General features: G+C 33.0%; 20 protein-coding genes. 11 read left to right on the plus strand and 9 right to left on the minus strand.

Features of this window, described 5'->3' with window-relative positions; genetic code table 11:
• The first annotated feature begins 159 nt into the window (after window positions 1–159).
• Both PQ462_RS03425 and PQ462_RS03430 read left to right on the plus strand, forming a co-directional pair.
• On the plus strand, window positions 160–1,488 hold the full coding sequence (locus PQ462_RS03425; protein WP_274252364.1) for a DUF4270 family protein: 1,329 nt from the start codon (window positions 160–162) through the stop codon (window positions 1,486–1,488).
• On the plus strand, window positions 1,489–2,727 hold the full coding sequence (locus PQ462_RS03430; RefSeq protein WP_274252365.1) for an OmpP1/FadL family transporter: 1,239 nt from the start codon (window positions 1,489–1,491) through the stop codon (window positions 2,725–2,727).
• A gap of 4 nt (window positions 2,728–2,731) precedes the next feature.
• Here the strand turns inward: PQ462_RS03430 and murI are convergent, their stop codons facing one another.
• Window positions 2,732–3,511, minus strand: coding sequence for a glutamate racemase (gene murI, locus PQ462_RS03435; RefSeq protein WP_012023763.1), 780 nt, complete (start codon window positions 3,509–3,511; stop codon window positions 2,732–2,734).
• Between the two features lie 114 nt (window positions 3,512–3,625).
• Here murI and PQ462_RS03440 point away from each other — a divergent pair, with 114 nt between their 5' ends.
• Entirely contained in the window at window positions 3,626–3,802 is a 177-nt protein-coding gene (locus PQ462_RS03440; protein WP_274252366.1) for a class IIb bacteriocin, lactobin A/cerein 7B family, read from the plus strand.
• Between the two features lie 160 nt (window positions 3,803–3,962).
• Here the strand turns inward: PQ462_RS03440 and PQ462_RS03445 are convergent, their stop codons facing one another.
• The 7 genes from PQ462_RS03445 to PQ462_RS03475 all read right to left on the minus strand — a co-directional run bounded on the left by PQ462_RS03445 (window position 3,963) and on the right by PQ462_RS03475 (window position 11,494).
• Complete coding sequence (locus PQ462_RS03445; protein ID WP_012023764.1) at window positions 3,963–4,466, minus strand: OmpH family outer membrane protein; 504 nt, start codon at window positions 4,464–4,466, stop codon at window positions 3,963–3,965.
• 14 nt (window positions 4,467–4,480) lie between these two features.
• Window positions 4,481–5,506, minus strand: coding sequence for an OmpH family outer membrane protein (locus tag PQ462_RS03450; protein WP_012023765.1), 1,026 nt, complete (start codon window positions 5,504–5,506; stop codon window positions 4,481–4,483).
• Between the two features lie 42 nt (window positions 5,507–5,548).
• Window positions 5,549–8,326 carry a BamA/OMP85 family outer membrane protein gene (locus PQ462_RS03455; protein ID WP_044047595.1) on the minus strand — a complete coding sequence of 926 codons (2,778 nt, stop codon included), beginning with the start codon at window positions 8,324–8,326 and terminating at the stop codon, window positions 5,549–5,551.
• The gene (locus PQ462_RS03460) at window positions 8,259–8,999 is read right to left on the minus strand and encodes an isoprenyl transferase (protein ID WP_012023767.1); all 741 of its coding nucleotides are present in this window, start codon (window positions 8,997–8,999) and stop codon (window positions 8,259–8,261) included. Before PQ462_RS03460 ends, PQ462_RS03455 begins: the two co-directional genes overlap by 68 nt.
• Before the next feature lie 4 nt (window positions 9,000–9,003).
• Entirely contained in the window at window positions 9,004–9,693 is a 690-nt protein-coding gene (gene porG / locus PQ462_RS03465) for a type IX secretion system protein PorG (RefSeq protein ID WP_012023768.1), read from the minus strand.
• 172 nt (window positions 9,694–9,865) lie between these two features.
• Window positions 9,866–10,750: an NAD kinase gene (locus tag PQ462_RS03470; protein ID WP_274252367.1), complete on the minus strand. Its 885-nt coding sequence runs from the start codon at window positions 10,748–10,750 to the stop codon at window positions 9,866–9,868.
• A gap of 84 nt (window positions 10,751–10,834) precedes the next feature.
• Window positions 10,835–11,494, minus strand: a complete 660-nt coding sequence (locus PQ462_RS03475; RefSeq protein ID WP_012023770.1) for a CBS domain-containing protein — start codon at window positions 11,492–11,494, stop codon at window positions 10,835–10,837.
• Between the two features lie 116 nt (window positions 11,495–11,610).
• Between PQ462_RS03475 and PQ462_RS03480 the strand changes: the two genes are divergently transcribed.
• The 3 genes from PQ462_RS03480 to PQ462_RS03490 all read left to right on the plus strand — a co-directional run bounded on the left by PQ462_RS03480 (window position 11,611) and on the right by PQ462_RS03490 (window position 15,531).
• Window positions 11,611–12,324 carry a pyridoxine 5'-phosphate synthase gene (locus tag PQ462_RS03480; protein WP_274252368.1) on the plus strand — a complete coding sequence of 238 codons (714 nt, stop codon included), beginning with the start codon at window positions 11,611–11,613 and terminating at the stop codon, window positions 12,322–12,324.
• A 78-nt stretch (window positions 12,325–12,402) separates the two neighbouring features.
• Entirely contained in the window at window positions 12,403–14,673 is a 2,271-nt protein-coding gene (locus PQ462_RS03485; protein WP_274252369.1) for a TonB-dependent receptor, read from the plus strand.
• Window positions 14,674–14,676: 3 nt separating this feature from the next.
• Window positions 14,677–15,531 (plus strand): DUF4249 domain-containing protein, encoded by an 855-nt coding sequence (locus PQ462_RS03490; RefSeq protein ID WP_274252370.1) that lies wholly within the window; start codon window positions 14,677–14,679, stop codon window positions 15,529–15,531.
• A 49-nt stretch (window positions 15,532–15,580) separates the two neighbouring features.
• On the opposite strand, the gene PQ462_RS03495 is transcribed toward PQ462_RS03490, so the two are convergent.
• Entirely contained in the window at window positions 15,581–16,900 is a 1,320-nt protein-coding gene (locus PQ462_RS03495) for a hypothetical protein (protein WP_274252371.1), read from the minus strand.
• 205 nt (window positions 16,901–17,105) lie between these two features.
• Between PQ462_RS03495 and PQ462_RS03500 the strand changes: the two genes are divergently transcribed.
• The 5 genes from PQ462_RS03500 to clpX all read left to right on the plus strand — a co-directional run bounded on the left by PQ462_RS03500 (window position 17,106) and on the right by clpX (window position 22,116).
• The gene (locus PQ462_RS03500) at window positions 17,106–17,870 is read left to right on the plus strand and encodes an alpha/beta fold hydrolase (RefSeq protein ID WP_274252372.1); all 765 of its coding nucleotides are present in this window, start codon (window positions 17,106–17,108) and stop codon (window positions 17,868–17,870) included.
• Between the two features lie 92 nt (window positions 17,871–17,962).
• A complete protein-coding gene (locus PQ462_RS03505; protein WP_121362271.1) occupies window positions 17,963–18,307 on the plus strand; it encodes a phage holin family protein in 345 nt (114 codons plus the stop codon).
• Window positions 18,308–18,422: 115 nt separating this feature from the next.
• A complete protein-coding gene (locus tag PQ462_RS03510) occupies window positions 18,423–19,745 on the plus strand; it encodes a trigger factor (RefSeq protein WP_274252373.1) in 1,323 nt (440 codons plus the stop codon).
• A 281-nt stretch (window positions 19,746–20,026) separates the two neighbouring features.
• Window positions 20,027–20,701, plus strand: a complete 675-nt coding sequence (gene clpP / locus PQ462_RS03515; protein WP_012023778.1) for an ATP-dependent Clp endopeptidase proteolytic subunit ClpP — start codon at window positions 20,027–20,029, stop codon at window positions 20,699–20,701.
• A 182-nt stretch (window positions 20,702–20,883) separates the two neighbouring features.
• Complete coding sequence (gene clpX, locus PQ462_RS03520; protein ID WP_012023779.1) at window positions 20,884–22,116, plus strand: ATP-dependent Clp protease ATP-binding subunit ClpX; 1,233 nt, start codon at window positions 20,884–20,886, stop codon at window positions 22,114–22,116.
• The last annotated feature ends 67 nt before the right edge of the window (window positions 22,117–22,183 follow it).

Genomic DNA, 22,183 nt, shown 5'->3' on the forward strand with positions numbered 1-22,183 from the left:
TGATAGACTAAATCCCGTTTTTTAAGGCTGAATCTAATATTGAAAGCAGTTAATGCACTGTAGATGTTTTAGCGTCATTTATAGTCGAAATATGCTTGCCTGTATATGTTATAGTGAAGTGCAGAATAGCGCCTTTTATATTTGCCAAAAAAATTGATTATGGGCAAGTTTTTATTAATGCTGTTTTTTGCGTTTACTATATTTTCATGCGGTACTGATACAGATGCCGGCGAGTTCGTTGTTGGATCAGATTATCTTGCTCTCAATAATAAAGTTGTAATGGTTGATACCGTTACGGTTGAAATGTCTACAATAAATTTTGATTCGCTGGTAACTTCAAGCCAGAGCCGAATTTTAGTTGGAAATTACGATGATCCAATTTTTGGCAAAATAAAATCAAACAGCTATTTTCAAATTTCCGGCAGTTCGTATTCGTTGAGTAATTCAGGATCAGATACCGAAGCGGTTAATTTTGTTTTTGATTCGATTTCGATGATTTTAAAATACGATAACTATTATTATGGTGATACAACTCAGGTTCAAAAATTCGACATCCATCGTTTAACTCAAAAAGTAAAACCAAACGTAGATGATAAAAGTTTTTATAATAATTCTACTTTGACTTACAGTGATGAAGTTCTGGGGACAATTTCATATAAACCCAGACCAACAGAGAAGGATTCGATTAATATTAGAATGAGCGACGCATTTGGGCAAGATATTTTTCAGAAAATCAAAAAAAGAGAAATTACAGGTTTTGACAATTTTACAGAATATCTAAAAGGACTTGTATTAGTGCCGTCCGGAACTAACTCATCAAGTGCAATTGGGTTTAATGTTTCAACAAGCAAAGTAAGGTTGTACTATTCTAAATATCAAGCTGATAATGATGATGATTCGCTTATTTTAGATTTTACTATTGCAGATATTTCTAAACAGTTTAATTCTGTCTCGCTTGATAAAACCGGAACAATAATTCAAAATTTACCCATTTCTACCCAAAGGCTTTCGAGTTCGCAGACCAATAAGCAGGGGTTTATTCAATCTGGCACAGGAGTGGCCTGCAGGATTGATTTCCCAAATATAAAACAGCTTAAATACATTTCTGCTAATGGAGCAATTGTAGATGCACAGCTGTTCTTAAAACCGGTTAATAATTCGTATTCCGATAAATATCCGCTGTCTGATTCCTTAAAGGTTTATGTGGGAGATAATTTAAACAGAATCAGCAGTCCTTTGCTCAATGCCGCTGGTAACTCTGTTTATGGAATTTTAAATAAAAAAAGCGATGAGTTCAATGAAAACATTGGATATACAATACCGTTAGGGAATTTTCTACAGAAAGAAATGCTGAAAGCTTCTGATTCCAGGTCTGCATTAATTTTAACCTTACCAGGAATATCTAAATCAGTTGACAGACTTGTTTTGGGAGATCAAAAGCATTCGCAAAATAAAATTCAAATTAAGGTTTATTACATCTCATATTAAATGAAAAATAAAATAGTTTTTTTTAGCTGCTTCATTTTAATGTCGCTTACTTCGTTTTCACAAAGTATATCAAGTTCTCCATATTCATTATATGGCGTGGGAAGTTTATACGATTCTGATTTTGGTTCAATTCCTTCAATTGGATCATCTGGAATTGCACTGCCATCCAATAATTTTATTAATAACCTGAATCCGGCTTCATTAGGATCAATGCCTCTTAATCATTTTATGCTGGATGTTGGTGGAAAAGCCATTGCGACAACTTATCAAAATAATTCCCGAAGCGAGAAGCGTAATAATTTTCAGTTTTCGCATCTTGCTTTTGCATTTCCTATTACTAAAAGATCAGGATTCAGCGTTGCACTGCGTCCATATTCAAGCGCATCATACAAGATTTCAAATTTGAAACTGCCTATAGCAGACAGTAATGAATCATATTATTTAACGGCGGGAGGCTCAGGCGGATTGAATAATTTTGATTTTTCATACGGATATCGTGTAACTGAAAAATTATCGGTAGGAGCTTCTGCAGCTTTGCTGTTTGGGAATGTTGTGGATGACCGAACATTTTCGATTTTAAATTCGATTACAAATGTTCATAAAAAGACAGATTATAACGGTCTTCGTGCTACTTTAGGAATGCAGTATAAAATTGATTCAACACTTACTATTGGGGCAACGTTTAAACTGCCGGCACAAATTAAGAGTTCAAAAATACAAACTGTTGAAACGATTACTGATGATGTTTACAATGCTATTGAAACTGATGTGGCATCAGATGTTGATGATTATTATCTGCCTTCAGAAATAGGGGTGGGGATCAGTAAAAAGTTTAAGAAAGTCCTGACTACGACATTTGACTATCAGAAGAGTTTATGGAAAGACACCAAACAGTCTGATTTATACGGAGAGTTTGTCAATCAGGACAGATTTGCCTTTGGTCTTACATATTTTAATGAAAAGAGAAATTTCCGAAAATATTGGGACAGGGTGCAATATTCTGCCGGGGCTAATTTTGATACCGGTTATCTGGAAGTTGATGGCAAAAGAGTTAACGATGCATCAATTTCTATTGGAATCAGACTGCCAATTGAAAACACTTTTTCGGCTTTAAATATTTCGTATTCTTACGGACAAAAAGGAAGAATTGCGAATGATTTAATCAAAGAAAATTATCACAAGTTATCTATCAATTTATCTTTAGACGGGATTTGGTTTGTAAAACGAAAATTTGAATAATCTCTTAAAAATCTTTTTCTATTACAGGATATTTGTTTTCTAAAATTGATTTTAATACTGCTGGATTTGAATTTACATAAAACACAGGATCGCTGTTGTTTTTACCATCAGTAAATCCAGCTTTTTCGCGTAATACATTTTGAGTCTGTCTTGCTACTGCTTCTCCAGAATCTATAATCTGAATGTGATCCGGAAGAATCTTTTTTATCTGCGGAATCAGATAAGGGTAATGACTGCATCCTAAAACAAGATAGTCGATATTAGCGTCAATCATTGGTTGTAAATAAGATTCAAGTAATTGAGTCATTTCTGGTGAATTTAAATTCCCATCTTCAATTAACTGGACTAATCCATAACCCACCTGCTCAATAATTGTGGTATGCTGAAACATTTCGGCAGTTTTATTAAAAAGCTCGCTGTTAAGAGTTCCTTTTGTGGCCAGGATTCCAATAACCTGTGTTCTCGAATTAGTAGCTGCGGGTTTTATAGCAGGCTCAATTCCAATAAACGGAATGTCATAATCATTGCGCAGTTCTCTAATGGCGTTTGTTGTGGCAGTATTACAGGCTACAACAATGAGCTTACAATTGTTTTCTAATAAAAATTCTACATTTTTTTTGCTTAGTGCAACAATTTCTTCTTTGGTTTTTTGACCATATGGAGCATTTTTGCTGTCTGCTAAATATATTGTTTTTTCGTTTGGAAGTAAATCGTGAATAGCACTCCAAATGGAGGTTCCTCCAATTCCAGAGTCAAAAACGCCTATAGGATTATTGTTTGTCATATTACAAAATTAGTATTTTTTACTTTCTCTGCAATTTGGTTTTTTTTAAATAAAAAGATATTTTATTGTAAATAAAATACTATATTTATACTTCACCCAAAAAACAATAACACTATGAAAATTATTGAAAATTTGTCATCTGAAAAGCTGACTAAAGAAGAGCTTAAAAAAATTAATGGAGGAAATGCTCCAGAGTGCTACGGTATCGCTTGTATCGTGGGATTTGAAGAAAACAGAAAACCTATTTGGGAATGTTTTCCTTCAGGAACTAAATGTCCGCCAAAAAATTAATACATTTTGTGTATTGAAGAAAAGGGGCCTGATTTCAGGCTCCTTTTTTTTGAATTTAATAAACCTTATACCTTATCACTTTACAGAGAAATACCTTAAAATAAAACGGCTCAAACTTAAAAAGTTTGAGCCGTTTTTAATTTTATCAGAATCGTTTTTCTTAGAATCCTAAATCTTTTTTCACATCAGCAGTGATGTTTGGACCATCAGCTAATAAAAGAGTAGAACCATCTAATACGTATTGGAAACCTTTAGCTTTTCCAATTTTTTGGATAGAAGCTCTTACTTTTTCCATTAATGGTTTTACGATATCAGTTTCTTTTTGTTGTAGTTCTTTTTGTGCATTGTCTCTGTAATCAACAATTCTTTTTTGCATATCTTGAACTTCTTTAGAACGATCTCCGTTTACAGCTTCAGTTACTGTAGCAGCTTCTGCTTCGTACTTTTTGATTTTAGTTTGGTATTCGTCAACCATTTTTTTGTATTCAGCATCATATGTCCCACTTAATTTTTGCAGTTGATTTTGAGCATCAAGCATCGCAGGCATTTTCGACATAATCTCGCTAACATCAACATGGGCAACCTTAGCCTGTGCGTTCATTGTGTTACTTGCTCCTAAAACTAGTATTGCAGCAATTAGTAAAGTTTTGATTTGTTTCATCATTTTTAAAATATTAATTAATTATTGGTCGTATTTGTTTTTTGTGTTTCGGCTTCTTTTGCTTTTTTAGCCGCTTCTCGTTCTTCGAGTATTTTTTTCCTTCTTTCTTCTAATTCTTTTTTGCGCTGCTCATAAAGCTTTTGTCTTTCTTCTGCTTTACTTGCTGCAGTTTCTGCCGGAGTTGTAGTTGTTTCAGTTGTCGATGCAGGTTTTGCAGTCGCATCTGTTTTTACAGCCTCGGTTGTTTTTGCCGCTTCCGTTGTTTTTGCAGTTTCAGAAACCGTGCCATTTTTTTTCGCATCTCTTTCGGCCTGCATCGCTTTACGTCTGTCGTCGTATTCTTTTTTCTTCGCTTCCTGCTCTAATCTTCTGTCTTCAATAAGCTTTTCTCTTGCGGCTCTTCTTTCATCTAATGCTTTTTGACGATCAGCCATTGCCGGATTTTCATCAATTTCATTTTCACGATTTTCTTTTGCTTCTTGTTCTTTCAATTGTTTTTTATTCAATTGCTCTCTTTTATCAGTTCTATTTAAAATACGAATCACCTGATCGCTGATGTCGAATCTTTTATTACTGAAAAGCATTGTCAAATCTGATGATTTATCAAAAATAAAATCATAATTCTTAGCCTCTGCAATATCCTGAACAGCGGTGAAAACCTGATCTTGAATCGGCTTTGCTAAAGCGGCTTTCTGTCTCATTAAATTCCCGTCGGCTCCAAATTGCTTTTGCTGATAATCCAGCATTTCATTTTCCTGAAATTTAATTTCAGTTTCTCTTTCTTCGATTAATTCTTTCGTCAATAAAGCTTTTTCAGTTTTAAGACCTTCTTTAAGAGAATTTATATTTAATTTTTTGGCTTCTATTTCTTGTTTCCACTTTTGGGCTTTTAGCTCCAATTGCGATTTTGCTTCTTTATAATCAGAAACATTTTCCAGAATATACTCCATATCAATGTAGCCAATTCTAGTTGTCTTGCCTTGTGCCTGACTTGTATTAGCTACAATCAAGGCTAAAAATATAAATAAAAATTGTTTTCTCATAACATTACTTTATTTGTCGATTTTTAACCAAACGTATAATTTCTAAAATTGTTGTCCTATGATAAAGTGTGTTTCCCAGCCATTTGCTTTATTAGTAGTAGATCCTGGAAGAGCATCAAATCCATAACCAAAATCAATACCCAATAATCCAAATGCAGGCATGAATACACGTAAACCGGCACCAGCAGAACGATTCAAGTCAAACGGATTGTAATCCTTGAACGTTGGATATGATGAACCTGCCTCTAAAAACGTCAATGCATAAATAGATGCAGATGATTTTAATGTAATTGGATAACGTAATTCCATAGAGAATTTGTTATAAATTGTTGCTCCAATCTGCTGTCCGTATCTAGAACTATTTCTGTCTTCAATAATTGGTGTTAATGAGTTATTAGGATAACCTCTTAACTGTATCGTTTCTCTACCATCCATTGAGTAGTTTGCCATACCGTCTCCTCCTAAATAGAAACGCTCAAATGGTACAACTCCTCTTGACTGATCATAAGCTCCTAAGAAACCAAATTCAGTTAAGGTTCTTAAAACTAACTTACCATATATTTTCGTATACCAGTCAGCTTTAAATTTAACTTTATAATATTCTAACCAGTTGTATTTCTTTTGATCGACTTTTCCAACATCTGTATCTGCACTTTTATAATCAGATCCAACACTTACAGTTCCTGACTGGCCATTTACTGTTTCAGTTTTAGTATAGTCACCAGGGTTTATTGCCTGTCCGTCAATACCGGTTGTGGTTGTTGTTCCTGTATATTGTGTTTTATATTCTTTTTGGTTTTGTAAATCTCCATAGTTTATATTGTTAAACAGAGAGTATGGAGGTGTTACTTTTGCAGAAATACTAAATTCTGAACCATACGTTGGGAATATTGGGTTAACCCCTTTATTACTTCTTGAAAGTCCAATAGTATATGCTAAGTTTCTCGACGCTCCGTTACCAAATGTAAATAATCCTGTATAGTAATTATTTAAATCATAATGCTGGTAACTTACAGACTGCGAAAGTACAAAATAATCATCAGGAACTGTAAGACGTTTCGCTAAACCAACTTGTACTGTAAAAATATTAAAACTTTGATTTCTGTTTACATCTCTTGATGAATAATTGTAATTAAACTGTTTACTATAAGAGATAGATGAACTGAATTGTACTGGTTTTTTACCTCCAAACCAAGGTTCAGAGAATGATAAACTATAAGTTTGGAAATATGTACTTCCTTGTAAACGAAGTGCTACTTTTTGACCATCTCCCATTGGAAGCGGTTTGTAAGCATCTTTGTCAAATAATTTTCTAGCAGAGAAGTTGTTGAATGATAAACCTAAGGTTCCAATGAAACCACCACCGCCGTAACCTCCTTGAAGCTCAACCTGGCTTGATCCTTTTTCTACTAATTGATATTCGATATCAACAGTTCCGGCAGCCGGGTCAACGTTTCTAAATTCTGGTTTGATAGACTCAGGATCGAAGAATCCTAACTGACCAATTTCACGAATTGTTCTTACTAATTCTTCTTTACTGTATTTGTTTCCTGGTTTAGTTCTTAACTCACGATAAATTACGTGGTCATTTGTTTTATCATTTCCTGTGACATATATCTTGTTGAAATATGCAATTGGACCTTCGGTAATTCTAATCTCAAAATCAATTGTGTCGTTTACTGTTTTTACCTCTACAGCATTGATTTTAGAGAATAAATAACCATTGTTTTGATATAAGTTTGTGATGTCTTCACCATCTGGTTTTGTATTATCAGCAATTCTTTTTTCTAATAAAACACCATTGTAAGTTTCACCTTTTTTGATACCTAAATAGCGGTTTAACTGCTGGTCAGAATATACAGTGTTACCTAAGAATTTAATGTTACCAAAGTAGTATTTGTTTCCTTCTTCAACATCAATTTTGATCGCAAGCATATTTTTCTTTTTGTTGTAAATAACAGAATCATAAATAATGCGGGCATCACGGTATCCTTTTTCTTTATAAGAAGCGATAACCTTTTCTAAATCGGTTTTGTATTTTTCAGGAATGAATTTTGAAGCTTTAAAAACGCGCAGTACATTTTTTTGCTTTGTATCTTTCATTGCAGCTCTAAGTTTGCTGTCTGAAAGCTGTTTGTTTCCTGTAAAGTCAATACTGCTGATTTTTACTTTATCCCCTTTGTCAACCCTTACAAGCATGTTTACCTGATTTCCTGCGGTAGTGTCAGGAGTGGTTGTAATAACAACTTTTGTGTTGTAAAAACCATCTTTTTTATACTTGTTTTCGATGTAGTTTTTTGTTGTCGTAATTAAGTTTTCGTTGACAATTTTATTTTTGGTTAAATTGTTGTCTTTAATTAATCCTTCGACTTTACTTTTCTTAACACCAGTTATTTTAACTTCGTTTAATTTAGGAAGTTCGACAATATTTAAGTCTAAATAAATACTATCGTTTTCTACTTTATTAATGTAAAAGGCAATCTCGTCAAAAAGACCAAGTTTACCTAATTTTTTAATTGCACTTGTGATTTCTTCACCAGGCACGGTGATTTCCTGACCTTTTTGCAGTCCCGAAAACGTTACTACAGTTTGTTCATTGAAGCTTATTTTACCAACTACAGATACTTTAGCCAGAGTATATTTTTTCCCTTGATCAAAAGGAACTCTATCTTGAGCTTTTATTTGTGAAAAACTACCCAATAATAAAAGGGTACAGATTATTTGTGGTATTCTTTTTTGTAACACTAAAAAATTATTTAATTTGTTCACTGGTTTTTCCAAATCTACGTTCTCTTTTTTGATAACTAATAATAGCCTCATATAAATCTTGATCTTTAAAGTCTGGCCACAAGACATTAGTAAAATACAATTCAGCGTAGGCAATCTGCCACAGCAGGAAATTACTTATTCTATGTTCTCCACTTGTTCGTATTAATAAATCTACGTCAGGTAAATTTTGCGTGTAAAGATGCTCATTTATAATTGAATCGTCAATAGTGTCTATTGAAATTATATTATTTTTAACTTTATCGCTTATTGCTCTAACAGCGTTTACCAATTCCTCTCTGGATCCGTAACTTAAAGCAAGAGTCAGGGTTAGTCTTGTATTGTTTTTCGTTTTGTCGATAACATCTAAAAGTTCCTTTTGTGCAGTTTTTGGCAATTTATCAAGATTTCCAATTGCATTAAGTCTAATATTGTTTTCCTGCAGTGTAACAAGCTCTTTTTTTAAAGAGTTAATCAATATTTTCATTAATGCTTCAACTTCCAATTTTGGACGATTCCAGTTTTCTGTAGAAAAAGCGTATAGCGTTAAATACTCGATACCAAGTTTGGCGCAGGTTGTGATTGTTTTTTTTACAGATTTTGTGCCGTTTTCATGACCAAAAGCTCTTAAAAAGCCTTGTTGTTTGGCCCAGCGTCCGTTTCCGTCCATAATAATGGCCAGATGCTTTGGTAAGTTTGATTGATCTATTGAGTCTAGTAAATTCATTTTATTATTCTGCGCAGTAGCAAGGTTTTTGTCCAAAGGTATATGTTAGAGTAATACCCGAAAAGACATACCAGTCATTATTATTTAAATTTCCAAATTTTAGAATGTTTGCGTTGCTGGTATTAGGATTACTTCCATCGATATTATCTGTAAAAGTATATCTAGCCCCAACTTCGGCTCCTATAACAAAATGCGGTGTTACATTTGATTTTATACCCAAAATCATAGGTATGGCAAATGAGTTTGAGTTAACACTTTGTATGTTATTAGGGTTTGATGAATATCGATACAACCCGTCATATAGAAAAAAGCTTAAACCCGAATATATATAAGGAGTAACTTTTGTATGGTAATCGTGCAGATTAAAATCGAAAAAATTGAATTCTAAACCAGCTGAAAATTCTTTTACATTGTTCTTAAAACGATAACCTCTTTTGTTTCTGCCTGTTTCATCAGAGTCAAAGTCGTTTGCTGCAATCGTAGATTGTGTATAAGAAAAACGATAAGAATGTCTTGGGCTTCTATTCCATTTATATAAAATACCAATAGCCGGCTTATCAGGGTTAATGTAAGTTGTACTTCCTACGTCACCAACAAAGTTGCTTCCGCCAATAAAAACTCCAAGCTCGTTTATTTGAGCCTGCAGTGTTATAAAAGGGAAAAAACATAACAATAAATTAAAAATTTTCTTCATTTAATTCAGAATTGCGTGCAAATATAATAATTATCGATACGAATCAACGTTCCTTTAGTTAAATGTGCTTTTTTTTCAATTTACGATATGATTTTGAGACATTTAATGATGATTCACTACATGCAGAACGAGAAAATATAGTAATATCGTATAGTTGGAACAAGAAAAGAGTTTAATTTCTCTTGTCTTCTCCCCAGAGCAATTTGTTTCTTAATGTTTTTAAGAAAGTTTCGCCTGGTATTTCAACCATTTTGATTTTATAATCGGTTTTTTTGATTTTAAGAACAGATTCGTTTTTTACTGAAGAAATTCTTGAATCCAGAGAAACTAAATATTGGTCTTCGCGGCCTGTTACGCGAAGTGTAATTTCGGTATCGTCTGGAATTACAAGTGGTCTGGCGGTTAAATTATGTGGTGCAATTGGCGTAATTACTAAACTTTTTACATCTGGTGTCAAGATAGGTCCGCCGCAGCTTAATGAATATCCTGTTGAACCTGTAGGTGTAGAAATAATTAAACCATCTGCCCAATACGAGTTTAGATATTCATTGTTTAAATAAGTTTCTACCGTTATCATCGAAGTTGTGTCTTTTCTGCTCACCGTAACTTCGTTCATGGCAAAATTAAGCTCTTTAAAAGCCTCATTAAAAGGTTCGCATGTTAAGCCCAATAAAGTTCTCTCTGAAGTTGTATAATTTTGGTTAATAACATACTGCAGTAAAATATCTATGTTTTCCTTTTGAACCTTTGCAAGAAAACCCAATCGGCCGGCATTTATTCCTAACAACGGAACACCTGAATTACGAACAAAAGCTGCGGCTCTTAAAATAGTTCCGTCGCCGCCAATACTTATAAGCATTTCAAAACTGTTGTCTAAAGCAGAGTTTGAAGGAAAAGTTTTGTAATCCTTTTTTACAAGCTGCTTTTCGTAGAGCATATTAAGGAAATTTTCTTCGATTACCATTTCCACATTATTGGAATTGAAAAACGCGAAAATGTCTTTTATAATAGGTTCTGTACTGTTTTGGTAATATTGTCCGTAAATGGCTATTTTCATTCTTTCTAATTAGATAATGAGAAAATGTGTCAATTTGATAATTTCATTATGTGAAATAATTTTCTCATTGACAAATTTTCTAATTTAAATATTAAGGTACTTGTCTAAATAATCAGAGCGTTCTTTTAAGCTGTTAATATAGTTGTCTTCCTGATGTTCAGAAATAATTTCATAACCATATCGTCTATAAGTTTGAATAATTTCATTTATAGCGCCTAAGCCTATTTTTATCGTGATCTGAACATTTTCTACATCAGCTTCAGAAATAAAACAGCCCAGAATTTTACCATTATTGCTTTCTACGATCTGCGTTACCTCACTCATAGAATAATCTAAAAGTCCCTTTTGAACAATAATAATGCCGCCTTGTTCTTTTAAAAATGGAGTTTCCTGAAAAAATTTCATAATATCCTCTATCTCATAATAACCTATATAGTTATTATTTTCATCTAGAATAGGAAGTATGTTAGTGTGGTTTTTAGCGAAAACTTCCAGAACATCAAGCCAGATCATCGATTTTCTGGCAAAAAAACGTTCTAAAGTATATTTATAGTCAATTGCTTTTTTATCTGTGTCAAAAGTTTCGACATCGTCAGAAGAGATGCTTCCAATAAAAATCCCATCTTCTAAAACCGGAAAATGAGAAAAATTTACATCAATAAAAAAATCCTGAACCGAGGCTATCGTTTCCTGACTATCAATCGCTCTGAAATCGTTTGTGATATAGTTTGTAATTTCTGTCATAAATCAATTGAAGATATTTGATGCAAAATAATCAAAAAATACCAAAAACTGCTGCGTTTTACTTTGTATTTTTGTCGTAACAAATATAGTGTTACTTGAATTAATTATCTATTTATATGACAAAGTTAAGTGTTAATATCAATAAAATTGCAACGCTGAGAAATGCTCGAGGCGGAAATGTTCCAGATTTATTAAAGGTCGCTGCAGATATTCAGCGTTTTGGAGGGCAGGGAATTACGATTCACCCGCGTCCGGATGAGCGACATATACGTTATCAGGATGCACGCGATTTAAAAGCAATTGTTACTACAGAATATAATATTGAAGGAAATCCGCAGCATAATTTTATTGATTTGGTTTTAGAATGTAAACCGGATCAGGTTACTCTTGTTCCGGATGCAATTGGTGCTATAACATCTTCTGCCGGCTGGGATACTATTAAAAACCAAGAGTATTTAAAAGAAGTAATTCAGGAATTTCAAAGAAACGGAATCAGAACATCGATTTTTGTTGATCCTGTTTTCGAAATGATCGAAGGTGCAAAGAAAACAGGTACAGACAGAATTGAATTATATACCGAAGCTTTTGCACATCAATACGATTTGGGAAATAAAAACGGAATAGACCCGTATGTAAAAGCAGCAGAATTGGCAAACGAATTAGGTTTAGGAATTAATGCCGGACACGATTTAAGTTTAGATAATATTCAGTTCTTTAAGCAGAACATTCCGGGATTATTAGAAGTTTCTATTGGACACGCACTGATTTCTGAGGCACTTTACCTAGGTTTGGATAATGTGGTTAATATGTATTTGAATAAATTGAAATAAGATTAAAACTAAACAATTATAACCTGATGTATTTGGGTTATAATTGTTTACTTTCGCACTTTTCTTATTAAAATTTACGTGTCAAAATCTGTTATTCTCTTTTTTTTATTCTGTTTTTCAAACATTTTTGCGCAGTCAAATATAAAGATTACAGGAAATGTAAAATCTTCTGACAATCAGACTCTCGCTGGTGTCCATGTTTTATTTGAAATAAATCAAAAACAAAAACATACAGTTACCGACACTTTAGGTAACTTTTTTGAAAATATTCCTGCGGGGAATATGGTTTTAACGATTAATCATTTAGATTTTACTTCAAAAGCAATTTACTGCCGTGTTCAAAAGGACACCATGTTTTCTATTATTTTAGAAAAAGATATTGCTCAGTTAAAAGAAGTAATTATTTCAAATGATAAGAAAAACGGAATTAAAACCTTATCAGGCGGAAAACTTTCTTTTAATCTAAAAGACTTAAACTCCGTTCCGACGCTTTTAGGAACAACAGATGTTATAAAACTTTTACAGTTGACCCCCGGAGTGCAAAATTCAGGCGATGCAAATGGTTATTTATATGTTAGGGGAGGCGATCCCGGGCACAACGCGATCTTGTATAATGAAACGCCAATTTATGGGATGTCGCATTTACTGGGAATATTTCCTTTCTACAATACAGATCATATTAAAGATATAGAATTTGATAAATCAAGCTCAAATGCAAAATACGGCGGACGTTTGAGTTCTACAACACTTTTAAATACCAATAAAAAAATACCTTCTGAGTTCTCAATTCAGGGAAATGCCGGAATTTTGGCTTCGCAATTAACATTATCAGGTCCGATTAACGATAAAAACGGTTTCTATATTTCTGGCAGAAAAACGTATATTGATGAAGTTGTGGGGCCGTTATTAAAATCAGATTCAGAAAACGATGTTCAGGATATGAAATATGGTTTTTCTGATGCAAACTTTACTTTTTTATCTCAAATTTCTACAAAGAATTTATTTTCATTTGATGCCTTTTATAGTGGAGATAAATTGAAAGTTAAAGATGGAGATCTGGCACTTCAAACCAATTTAAAATGGAATAACTTTACAGTATCGCCATCTTTAACGACGACATTTTCTCCTAAAGTAAGCATGTCCAATTCTATATATTTTAGTCATTATTCTAATGATTTAGATATGCAACAGGCAGCGATCCATTTTGGAGTTTCTTCCTATGTAAAGGATTTTGGGTTTGCAAATGCAGTTCGATTTTCGATTCATAATATCCCATTTGAATCAGGATTACAATATGTTTATCACAATTTACAGCCTCAAAAAGTAAATGTAGAAAACCTGACAACGATTGATAATAATTCGCAAAGGGAGATTAATGCCAATGAAGCAGCAATTTTTGCAAACGCAAAACCCAAATTGTTTGAAAATGTAACCGCAGATTTAGGTCTTCGAATTAATTATTATACTTCTGGAGCAAACTCGTATCTGCATTTTCAGCCGAGAGCGGTGTTGAATTATTATGCAAACGAAAAATATTCGTTTTATGCTTCTTACAACAGACAGTATCAATATTTGAGTTTAATTACAACTTCAAGTGTAGGTATTCCGACTGATTTTTGGATTGCAAGTTCGGATGGTATTAAGCCACAATCTTCAAATGAATTTTCAGTTGGATCAAACCAAAATATCACCAGAAATTTTTCTTCTTCTTTTGGAGGATTTTACCGTTCGATGAAAAATCTGCTCGAATATCCTTATGGAATAACGCAGTTTAATGAAACTACAACTTTAAAAAATGATTTGTATGTGGGGGAAGGGAAAGCGTATGGATTTGAAATGATGCTAAAAAAAAGCAACGGAAAATTTACAGGCTGGCTTAGTTATACCTTAAGCTGGTCTGAGCGAAATTTTGATGAATTAAATAACGGAAAAACATATTTTGCAAAGTATGACAGAAGGCATAGTCTTTCTGTAGTGGGAATGTATGATTTAAACGCAAAGTGGAATTTTGGGGTAACCCAGATATTTGGTTCCGGAAATCGATTTACAATGCCGACTTCCTGGTATTTTATAAACAATAATCCGGTGAAAGAATATTCACGATATAATAATGCTCAAATGCCAGATTATATTAGAACAGACATCTCTGCCAATTATTATTTTATAAAAACAGCAAAAAAAGAAAGCGCATTAAATTTTTCTATTTATAATGCTTTCAATATATCAAATCCTATTTATGTGGTTTTAAATGTTAGAACTACTGATAATAAAAATGAAATATTAGTTACACAGGATAAAAAGGTTTTATATCGAATTTTGCCTTCAATAAGCTGGCGATTTAAATTTTAAATTATGAAAAAGTATATCATTTTATTTTTTTCTTTTTTGCTCTTGAGTTGTTCTAATGATGATGTAAGCGTTCAAAAAAGCAAAGAATCTAAAATAGTGGTTGAAGGATGGATTGAAGAAGGTGATTTTGCTAATGTTTTACTGTCGAGCAGCATTCCGGTTACAGATGTTGTAGATACCACAAATGTTTTGCAGCACGTTATCAGGTCTGCAAAAATCACAATTTCTGACGGTCAGAATTCAGAAGTTTTAAGAGTAAAAAATGATAAAAACAGAATTCCGCCATTTGTTTATTTTGGAAATACATTAAAAGGCGAAGCTGGAAAAGAGTATTCTATTAAAATTGAATATTTGAACCGCGTAGTAGAAGCGGTTACCACAATTCCAAAATCGGTGCCTCTTATTAGTGCTGCATATATAAAAGAAAAACCTGCGGATACTACAGGATATATTTTTGTAAAATTTGATGATCCTGTTAATGAAAAAAACTACTATCAGATAGCAACAAAAATTGAAGGTGAGGAGCCTATTTTTGTGCCTTCATTTTATGGTAATCTGGATGATAAGAATTTTGAAAGTCCTTCGGTTGCATTAAAAATTAACAGAGGAGTAATATTATTTCCAGAAACACAGCTCAAACCTTATTTTAATGATGGAAGTGTGATTCATGTAAAACTACGAACGCAAACCAAAGAATCATTGGATTTCTGGAACAGCTGGCAGAATGAAATCGTAAACAGCAAAAACCCAATCTATCCTTCAAACACAAGTTTGAAATCGAATATAAAAGGAGGTATTGGTATTTGGGCAGGATATGGGCAGAGTGCTATAATTGTAAAAACACCTGCTAAAAAATAAGCCGATCTGAATAACTCAAATCGGCTTTGTTTTTTATTTTAAAGATATATTACTTTTGAAAACTTGCAGTAAAATCATTAAATTTAGTATAGAAAGTGTCAAATCCTGTTGAGAAATAAACGCCCATTTCTACTTCAGTTTTATCATTGAATCTTAAATAATTCACAGCATTGTAATAGTCGATTTCAGAATAATAGCTATTGTCTTCTTTTTCTGCATGCTGTACAATATCGGCGATTTTAGTCCCATCTTTTTTAGAAACTAAGATTAATTTTATATTCTTATTGAAATGAGCAACTTTGCCTTCTGCTAACTTTTTGTTGTAAGTACTCATGTCAGAAACATGTGTGTTAGAACTATAAGCAGGATGAGGCAGACTCTTTTCTAATGCTATACGGTCAGCAGCATCTTGTGCAAGATTCATGTCAGCTATGATAACAAAATTATCCAATAATGTAACTAAACCATTTGCTTTACCTCTGTACTGGCCAAGTTCATCATTGCCAATTAATTTGTCAACTTCAGTAGTACTTCCGCCAGTAAATGAAATTAGGTTTTTACCATTGTAAGTAAGAGTTGATTTTGCAGTGTTTTGTACTGCTTTTGTACTACTCATTTCCCAAGTATAACCATCATTTAGAGTTACTTTGTAAGCAAGATCAGTTGGAACTTGTTTGCCATCAGCATATTTTGCAGTCAGTGTAAAAATAGCAGCTTGTGTATTATCGATAGTTAAAACTGCATCTCCAGATGTTGGTAAATAGAACCAGTCATTTAAATCTGGTTTAACTTGTGTATAGTTACCCGCAGCAGAATTCCATGCCCATTCTCCATAAGTATCGATAGTTAAATACTTAATATCAGAAGAAGTACTTTTTACAGTAAAAATTGCGTTGTTGGTAGTTTGTGCTTTTTTAGCAGGAAAAACAAATTTTAATTCAGTAGATGAAGCTGTTTTTACCCAGATTTTTTGAGTACTGTTCCAAGTGTATACACCATAAGCACCTGATACCGTTAAGGCTTCTTCGATACCATTGTTGCTTTTTCCATTAAAAATATCAACAGGGCTTTCGTTAAGCAGATTAGTTAGATTTTCAATAGTTTCAAGAGCACTTAATTTCTTTGTTTTGTCTAATTGAACAAGCATTTCATTAGCTTCTGCTTCTAATTTTGTTTTTTGCTGATCAGGAGTTAGTTCAGAATAAGGTTTTTTTAGAAGTTCTGCAATCTGCTCTTCTAAGGTTTTTTCTGGTTCTGGTTTTTCTGGAACAACTACTTCTGGTTCAGTTTCTGGTGTAGTTTCGTCACTAGAACATGAAATCATAAGCTGCGAAGCAACCAGTGATAATAAAAGAAATTTTTTAATCATGATTTGTGTTTAATTAAATGAAATTATTGGCTTGTTTTTGGGCCGCAAGATAGTTTTTTAAAATTTCAAAAGTTTACGGAAACCCGTAAAAAAGTAAACTTTTTTCTGTTAATCTTTTTCTTAAAAATATTTTGAGAATATATTCTACAAGTGTTTAATAGATAAGTTTTTTACATTTGTAGAAGAATTTTTAAAGAGAAAATAAATGTTATACTCAAAAATAGAAGGTGAAGGAAAACCTTTTATCATCATGCACGGATTTCTCGGCATGTCTGATAACTGGAAAACCTTGGCAGGACAATATGTAGAAGCCGGATTTCAGGTTCATATTTTAGATTTAAGAAACCACGGACGCAGTTTTCATTCAGATGAATGGAGTTATGAGGCCATGGTTCAGGATGTTTTTGAGTATTGCCAGGCAAACCAATTAACCAGAATTGATATTCTGGGGCATTCGATGGGCGGAAAAGTGGCTATGCTTTTTGCAGCGCTGCATTCTGAAATTGTAGACAAATTGATCGTGGCAGATATTGGTCCGAGATTCTATAAACAGCATCATCAGGATATTTTGGCAGGTTTAAATGCGGTCGATTTTTCAGTAAAACCTAGTCGAAATGATGTCGAAGAAATCGTATCTCAATATGTTTCTGATCTTGGGACACGCCAGTTTTTATTAAAAAATTTATATTGGAAAGAACCTGGACAGTTAGCATTTAGGTTCAATTTAGAAGCATTTAATAATAATCTCGATGCTATTGGAAAACCTTTGGCAGAAAACCTGAAATTTGATAAATCAACCTTATTTATAAGAGGAGGAAATTCAGGCTATATTCAGGATTCAGATTTGGATGCTATTAAAATGCAGTTCCCAAATTTTAAATTAGAAACTATTCCAAATGCAGGACATTGGCTTCATGCCGAAAATCCAAAGATGTTTTTTGAATTGACAACAGCATTTTTGAAAGAGTAATAATTTTTAATCTGCGGTTAAAAAAAATAAGATTTCGGTCGTTGAACAATATAAAATCATTATTTTTAATTAAAATTTTTAAATTAAAAACTATGAAATTATTACTTAGACTCCTTGTTACTGCTGCCTTGGTTTTATTATTGTCTAACCTTTTGTCGGGAGTTCATGTTGCTAGTTTTGGTACGGCAGTAATTGTTGCGGTAGTTTTAGGATTGCTGAATATTTTTATTAAACCAATTTTAGTTCTTTTAACTCTGCCGGTTACACTTGTAACACTGGGCTTATTTTTATTAGTTATCAATGCAGTAATTATTTTGTTGTGTACTAATATTGTGGGCGGTTTTGCAGTCGATTCGTTTTGGACGGCGTTAATTTTCAGTGTTATTTTGTCTGTTCTGCAGTCTATAACTTATAAAATACTGGGAGACGATAAATAAAAAACAAATAGAGTCATTAAAACTGCTTCAAATACAATAGATTAAAAACTTGGTTGGGTTGCAAAAATTTTATAATTTTGCAACCCAATTTTATTACGTAAATTAAAGAACGAAGATGGATATTAAAAGAGTAGCAATAGACGCTGTTAACGAGACAATTGTTATGAACGTTGTTCATATGGATTATAAAGGTCAAGTAGCAAAAAGAATTAACGAAAAAATGCCTTTAGCGCAAGTAAAAGGATTTAGAAAAGGGGCTGTGCCTAAAGATCTTGTTGAAAAACAATACGGAAAAGCTATTAAGCAGGAAGAGATCAAAAAAGTAGTTGATTTGGCTTTAGAGCGTTATATTCAATCTGAAAGACTAAATCTTTTAGGAACTCCTCTTGCTAAAGTAAACGAAAACTTTAACTGGGATGCTGAAGAATTAACTTTCGAATACGAAATTGGTTTAGTGCCAAACTTCGAAATTGATCTTGAAGCTAAAAATAATATCGTAAAATATATCGTTACTGCTGACGATAAATTAATCGACGGACAAGTTGAGCGTATCCAAAAACAATTTGGAAAAGCAATTCCACAAGATAAAGCTGAAGCTGATTCAGATTTAACTGGAACTTTCTCTAGTGAAGCAAACGGAATCAATAATACAACTACAATCTCAGTTGGTGCTTTCAGTAAAAAAGCTCAAAAACAATTCGTAGGTAAAAAAGTTGGAGATGTTGTTACAGTAAGCACAAAAGGTTTATTTGATGACGATCACCAATTAATGGATTACTTAAAAGTTGGTCACGAAGGTGTTCACGGTTTAGATGTTGAAGTAAACTTTACTATCGAAGCCATCAACGGTTCTGAGCCGGCTGAATTAAACCAGGAATTATTTGATAAACTTTTTGGTGAAGGAAATGTTGCTTCTTTAGAAGATTTAAAAGCTAAAATTAAAGAAGATGCTGAAGCACAATTTGCTCAGCAGGCTGACCAAAAATTATTATTAGATGTTCAGGATTTCTTAATCGAAAACACAAAATTTGATTTACCAGCTGAATTCTTGAAAAAATGGTTACAAACTGTTGGAGAGAAAAAACTTTCTGCAGAAGAAGCTGAAATTGAATACGCAAGATCTGAAAAAGGGCTGCGTTTCCAATTAATCGAAGGAAAAGCATTAGCTCAAAGTAATATCCAAATTACATTTGATGATTTAAAAGAATTTACATCAAACGCAATTAGACAGCAAATGGCTCAATTTGGGCAAGTTAACCCATCAGATGAAGAAGTTCAGGGAATCGTGGCTAGAGTTTTATCTAACCAGGACGAAGTGAAAAGACTTTCTGAGCAGGTTGTAGCGGCTAAGATGTTAGATATCTTCAAAGAAAAAGCTAACCCAACAACTAAAGAGGTTACTTACGATGAATTTATTGCTGCTTCTTACGGAGAATAAATTTAAGTCTGAAAGTCAAAAGTTATAAAGTCAAAATTTAAGATTTTATTACAAAAACTGAAAGATAAAAAAAGGTTATATTTGAGCGTCAAAAGATATTTTTGACGCTCTTTTTTTTGTTTTAAAACTTCTTGTTTTTGAATTATTATTTCTTAAATTTCAAATACGAAACTTCTATTATAAAAAGAAGACAAATTGGCATCCTTTATAAAAAGGTATGAACTTTGTTTAATTCGTTTAAGTCACTTTGACTTTAGACTTTTCAACTTTAAACTAAAAATATGAACTACGGTAAAGAATTTAAAAATTTTGCTACAAAGCACCACGGAGTAAATGCCATGTATTATGACAAAATCATCAGCGCTATGACGCCGACGAATTTAACTCCAAACATTATTGAAGAACGTCAATTAAATGTTTCTATTCTAGACGTTTTCTCAAGATTAATGATGGATAGAATTATCTTTTTAGGAACAGGTATCGATGACCAGATTGCAAATGTTGTACAAGCGCAGTTATTATTCTTAGAAAGTGCCGATGCATCAAAAGACATCCAAATCTATTTAAATTCTCCAGGAGGAAGCGTTTATGCAGGTCTTGGAATTTATGATACAATGCAGTACATTAAACCAGACGTTGCAACAATTTGTACAGGAATGGCAGCTTCTATGGGAGCAGTTTTATTGTGTGCAGGTGCAGCAGGAAAACGTTCGGCTCTGCCACATTCAAGAGTTATGATCCACCAGCCGTCTGGAGGTGCACAAGGTGTAGCAACAGATATGGAAATTAACTTACGTGAAATGTTGAAATTAAAAGATGAATTATATCACATTATTTCACAACATTCAGGTCAGTCTTTCGAAAGAGTTCATAAAGACAGTGAGCGTGATTACTGGATGATTGCTGATGAAGCAAAAGAATACGGAATGATCGACGAAGTATTAAGAAGAGGATAATTTTATCAAAGCTTAAAATGTTTCACGTTACAGGTTTCAAGTTGTCTAAGCTACTTGGAACCTGCAGCTTGAAATTTGAAACAAAAAATAAATATTAAGCTGTAAAGGTGTTAAGTTTTAAAGTTTTAAAATCAAAAAGCTTAGAAACTTAGTATCTTTGCAGCTTAGTAACTAAATATAGAATGGCAAAAGTAGTATTAGAATGTTCGTTTTGTGGAAGAAAAAAGCCAGAAACTAATTTATTAATTGCCGGTATAAATGCACATATTTGTGATAAGTGTATTGAGCAGGCGCACGGAATTGTTTTAGAAGAATTAAAATCAAGCGGAAGTGCAAAACTTGTAGGCGATTTAATTCTAAAAAAGCCAAAAGAAATTAGAGCTTTTCTAGACCAATACGTTATTGGTCAGGATCAGACAAAAAAAGTAATGTCAGTAGCTGTTTACAATCACTACAAACGTTTAATGCAGCAGCAATTAGACGACGAAGTAGAGATTGAAAAAAGTAACATTATTATGGTAGGACAAACCGGAACAGGAAAAACATTGGTTGCAAAAACTATTGCAAAAATGTTAGATGTTCCTTTGGCTATTGTAGATGCAACTGTACTTACAGAAGCAGGTTACGTAGGAGAAGATGTTGAAAGTATTTTAACCCGACTTTTACAAGCTGCAGATTATGATGTAACCAAGGCAGAAAGAGGAATCGTATTTATTGACGAAATAGATAAAATCGCCCGCAAAAGCGACAATCCGTCTATAACACGTGACGTTTCTGGAGAAGGTGTTCAGCAAGCTTTGTTAAAATTATTAGAAGGAACAGTTGTTAACGTACCGCCAAAAGGAGGACGTAAACACCCAGACCAGAAATTTGTTGAAGTAAATACTCAAAATATCCTGTTTATTGCAGGTGGTGCTTTTGATGGAGTAGAACGTATTATTTCAAAACGTTTAAACCGTCAGGCAGTTGGATATTCGACTTCAAAAAATGCAGACAATATCGATAAAGACAATTTATTGCAGTATATTATTCCAAAAGACATTAAAGATTTTGGATTAATTCCTGAGATAATTGGCCGTTTGCCAGTTTTAACGCACATGGATCCTTTAGATAAAGAAACCTTGCGTGCGATTTTAACACAGCCAAAAAATGCATTAGTAAAACAATATCAGAAGTTATTTTTAATGGATGAAGTTGAATTTACTATTACAGATGAAGCTTTAGATTTTATTGTAGATAAAGCTTTAGAATATAAATTAGGAGCCCGTGGATTACGTTCGCTTTGTGAAGCTATCTTAACAGATGCGATGTATGAATTACCAAGTTCTGATGATAAAATTTTATCAATCGATAAAGACTATGCAGAACATACTTTAAGTAAAAACTTATTGAAGCGAATGGAAATTGCTTCGTAAAATCTCTAGATAACTTTGTCGAAATTTTAAACTTTGACAAAATTTCACTTTTAAACCTGTTCAATTT

This window comes from Flavobacterium sp. KACC 22758, from assembly GCF_028736135.1.
In the GTDB taxonomy this organism is placed as follows: Bacteria; Bacteroidota; Bacteroidia; order Flavobacteriales; family Flavobacteriaceae; genus Flavobacterium; species Flavobacterium johnsoniae.

Excerpts from the sequence above, each read along its gene's own strand:
- PQ462_RS03425 (WP_274252364.1), top strand. The coding sequence starts at position 160 with ATGGGCAAGTTTTTATTAATGCTGTTTTTTGCGTTTACTATATTTTCA.
- PQ462_RS03430 (WP_274252365.1), top strand. The coding sequence starts at position 1,489 with ATGAAAAATAAAATAGTTTTTTTTAGCTGCTTCATTTTAATGTCGCTT.
- murI (WP_012023763.1), bottom strand. The coding sequence starts at position 3,511 with ATGACAAACAATAATCCTATAGGCGTTTTTGACTCTGGAATTGGAGGA.
- PQ462_RS03440 (WP_274252366.1), top strand. The coding sequence starts at position 3,626 with ATGAAAATTATTGAAAATTTGTCATCTGAAAAGCTGACTAAAGAAGAG.
- PQ462_RS03445 (WP_012023764.1), bottom strand. The coding sequence starts at position 4,466 with ATGATGAAACAAATCAAAACTTTACTAATTGCTGCAATACTAGTTTTA.
- PQ462_RS03450 (WP_012023765.1), bottom strand. The coding sequence starts at position 5,506 with ATGAGAAAACAATTTTTATTTATATTTTTAGCCTTGATTGTAGCTAAT.
- PQ462_RS03455 (WP_044047595.1), bottom strand. The coding sequence starts at position 8,326 with ATGAGGCTATTATTAGTTATCAAAAAAGAGAACGTAGATTTGGAAAAA.
- PQ462_RS03460 (WP_012023767.1), bottom strand. The coding sequence starts at position 8,999 with ATGAATTTACTAGACTCAATAGATCAATCAAACTTACCAAAGCATCTG.
- porG (WP_012023768.1), bottom strand. The coding sequence starts at position 9,693 with ATGAAGAAAATTTTTAATTTATTGTTATGTTTTTTCCCTTTTATAACA.
- PQ462_RS03470 (WP_274252367.1), bottom strand. The coding sequence starts at position 10,750 with ATGAAAATAGCCATTTACGGACAATATTACCAAAACAGTACAGAACCT.
- PQ462_RS03475 (WP_012023770.1), bottom strand. The coding sequence starts at position 11,494 with ATGACAGAAATTACAAACTATATCACAAACGATTTCAGAGCGATTGAT.
- PQ462_RS03480 (WP_274252368.1), top strand. The coding sequence starts at position 11,611 with ATGACAAAGTTAAGTGTTAATATCAATAAAATTGCAACGCTGAGAAAT.
- PQ462_RS03490 (WP_274252370.1), top strand. The coding sequence starts at position 14,677 with ATGAAAAAGTATATCATTTTATTTTTTTCTTTTTTGCTCTTGAGTTGT.
- PQ462_RS03495 (WP_274252371.1), bottom strand. The coding sequence starts at position 16,900 with ATGATTAAAAAATTTCTTTTATTATCACTGGTTGCTTCGCAGCTTATG.
- PQ462_RS03500 (WP_274252372.1), top strand. The coding sequence starts at position 17,106 with ATGTTATACTCAAAAATAGAAGGTGAAGGAAAACCTTTTATCATCATG.
- PQ462_RS03505 (WP_121362271.1), top strand. The coding sequence starts at position 17,963 with ATGAAATTATTACTTAGACTCCTTGTTACTGCTGCCTTGGTTTTATTA.
- PQ462_RS03510 (WP_274252373.1), top strand. The coding sequence starts at position 18,423 with ATGGATATTAAAAGAGTAGCAATAGACGCTGTTAACGAGACAATTGTT.
- clpP (WP_012023778.1), top strand. The coding sequence starts at position 20,027 with ATGAACTACGGTAAAGAATTTAAAAATTTTGCTACAAAGCACCACGGA.
- clpX (WP_012023779.1), top strand. The coding sequence starts at position 20,884 with ATGGCAAAAGTAGTATTAGAATGTTCGTTTTGTGGAAGAAAAAAGCCA.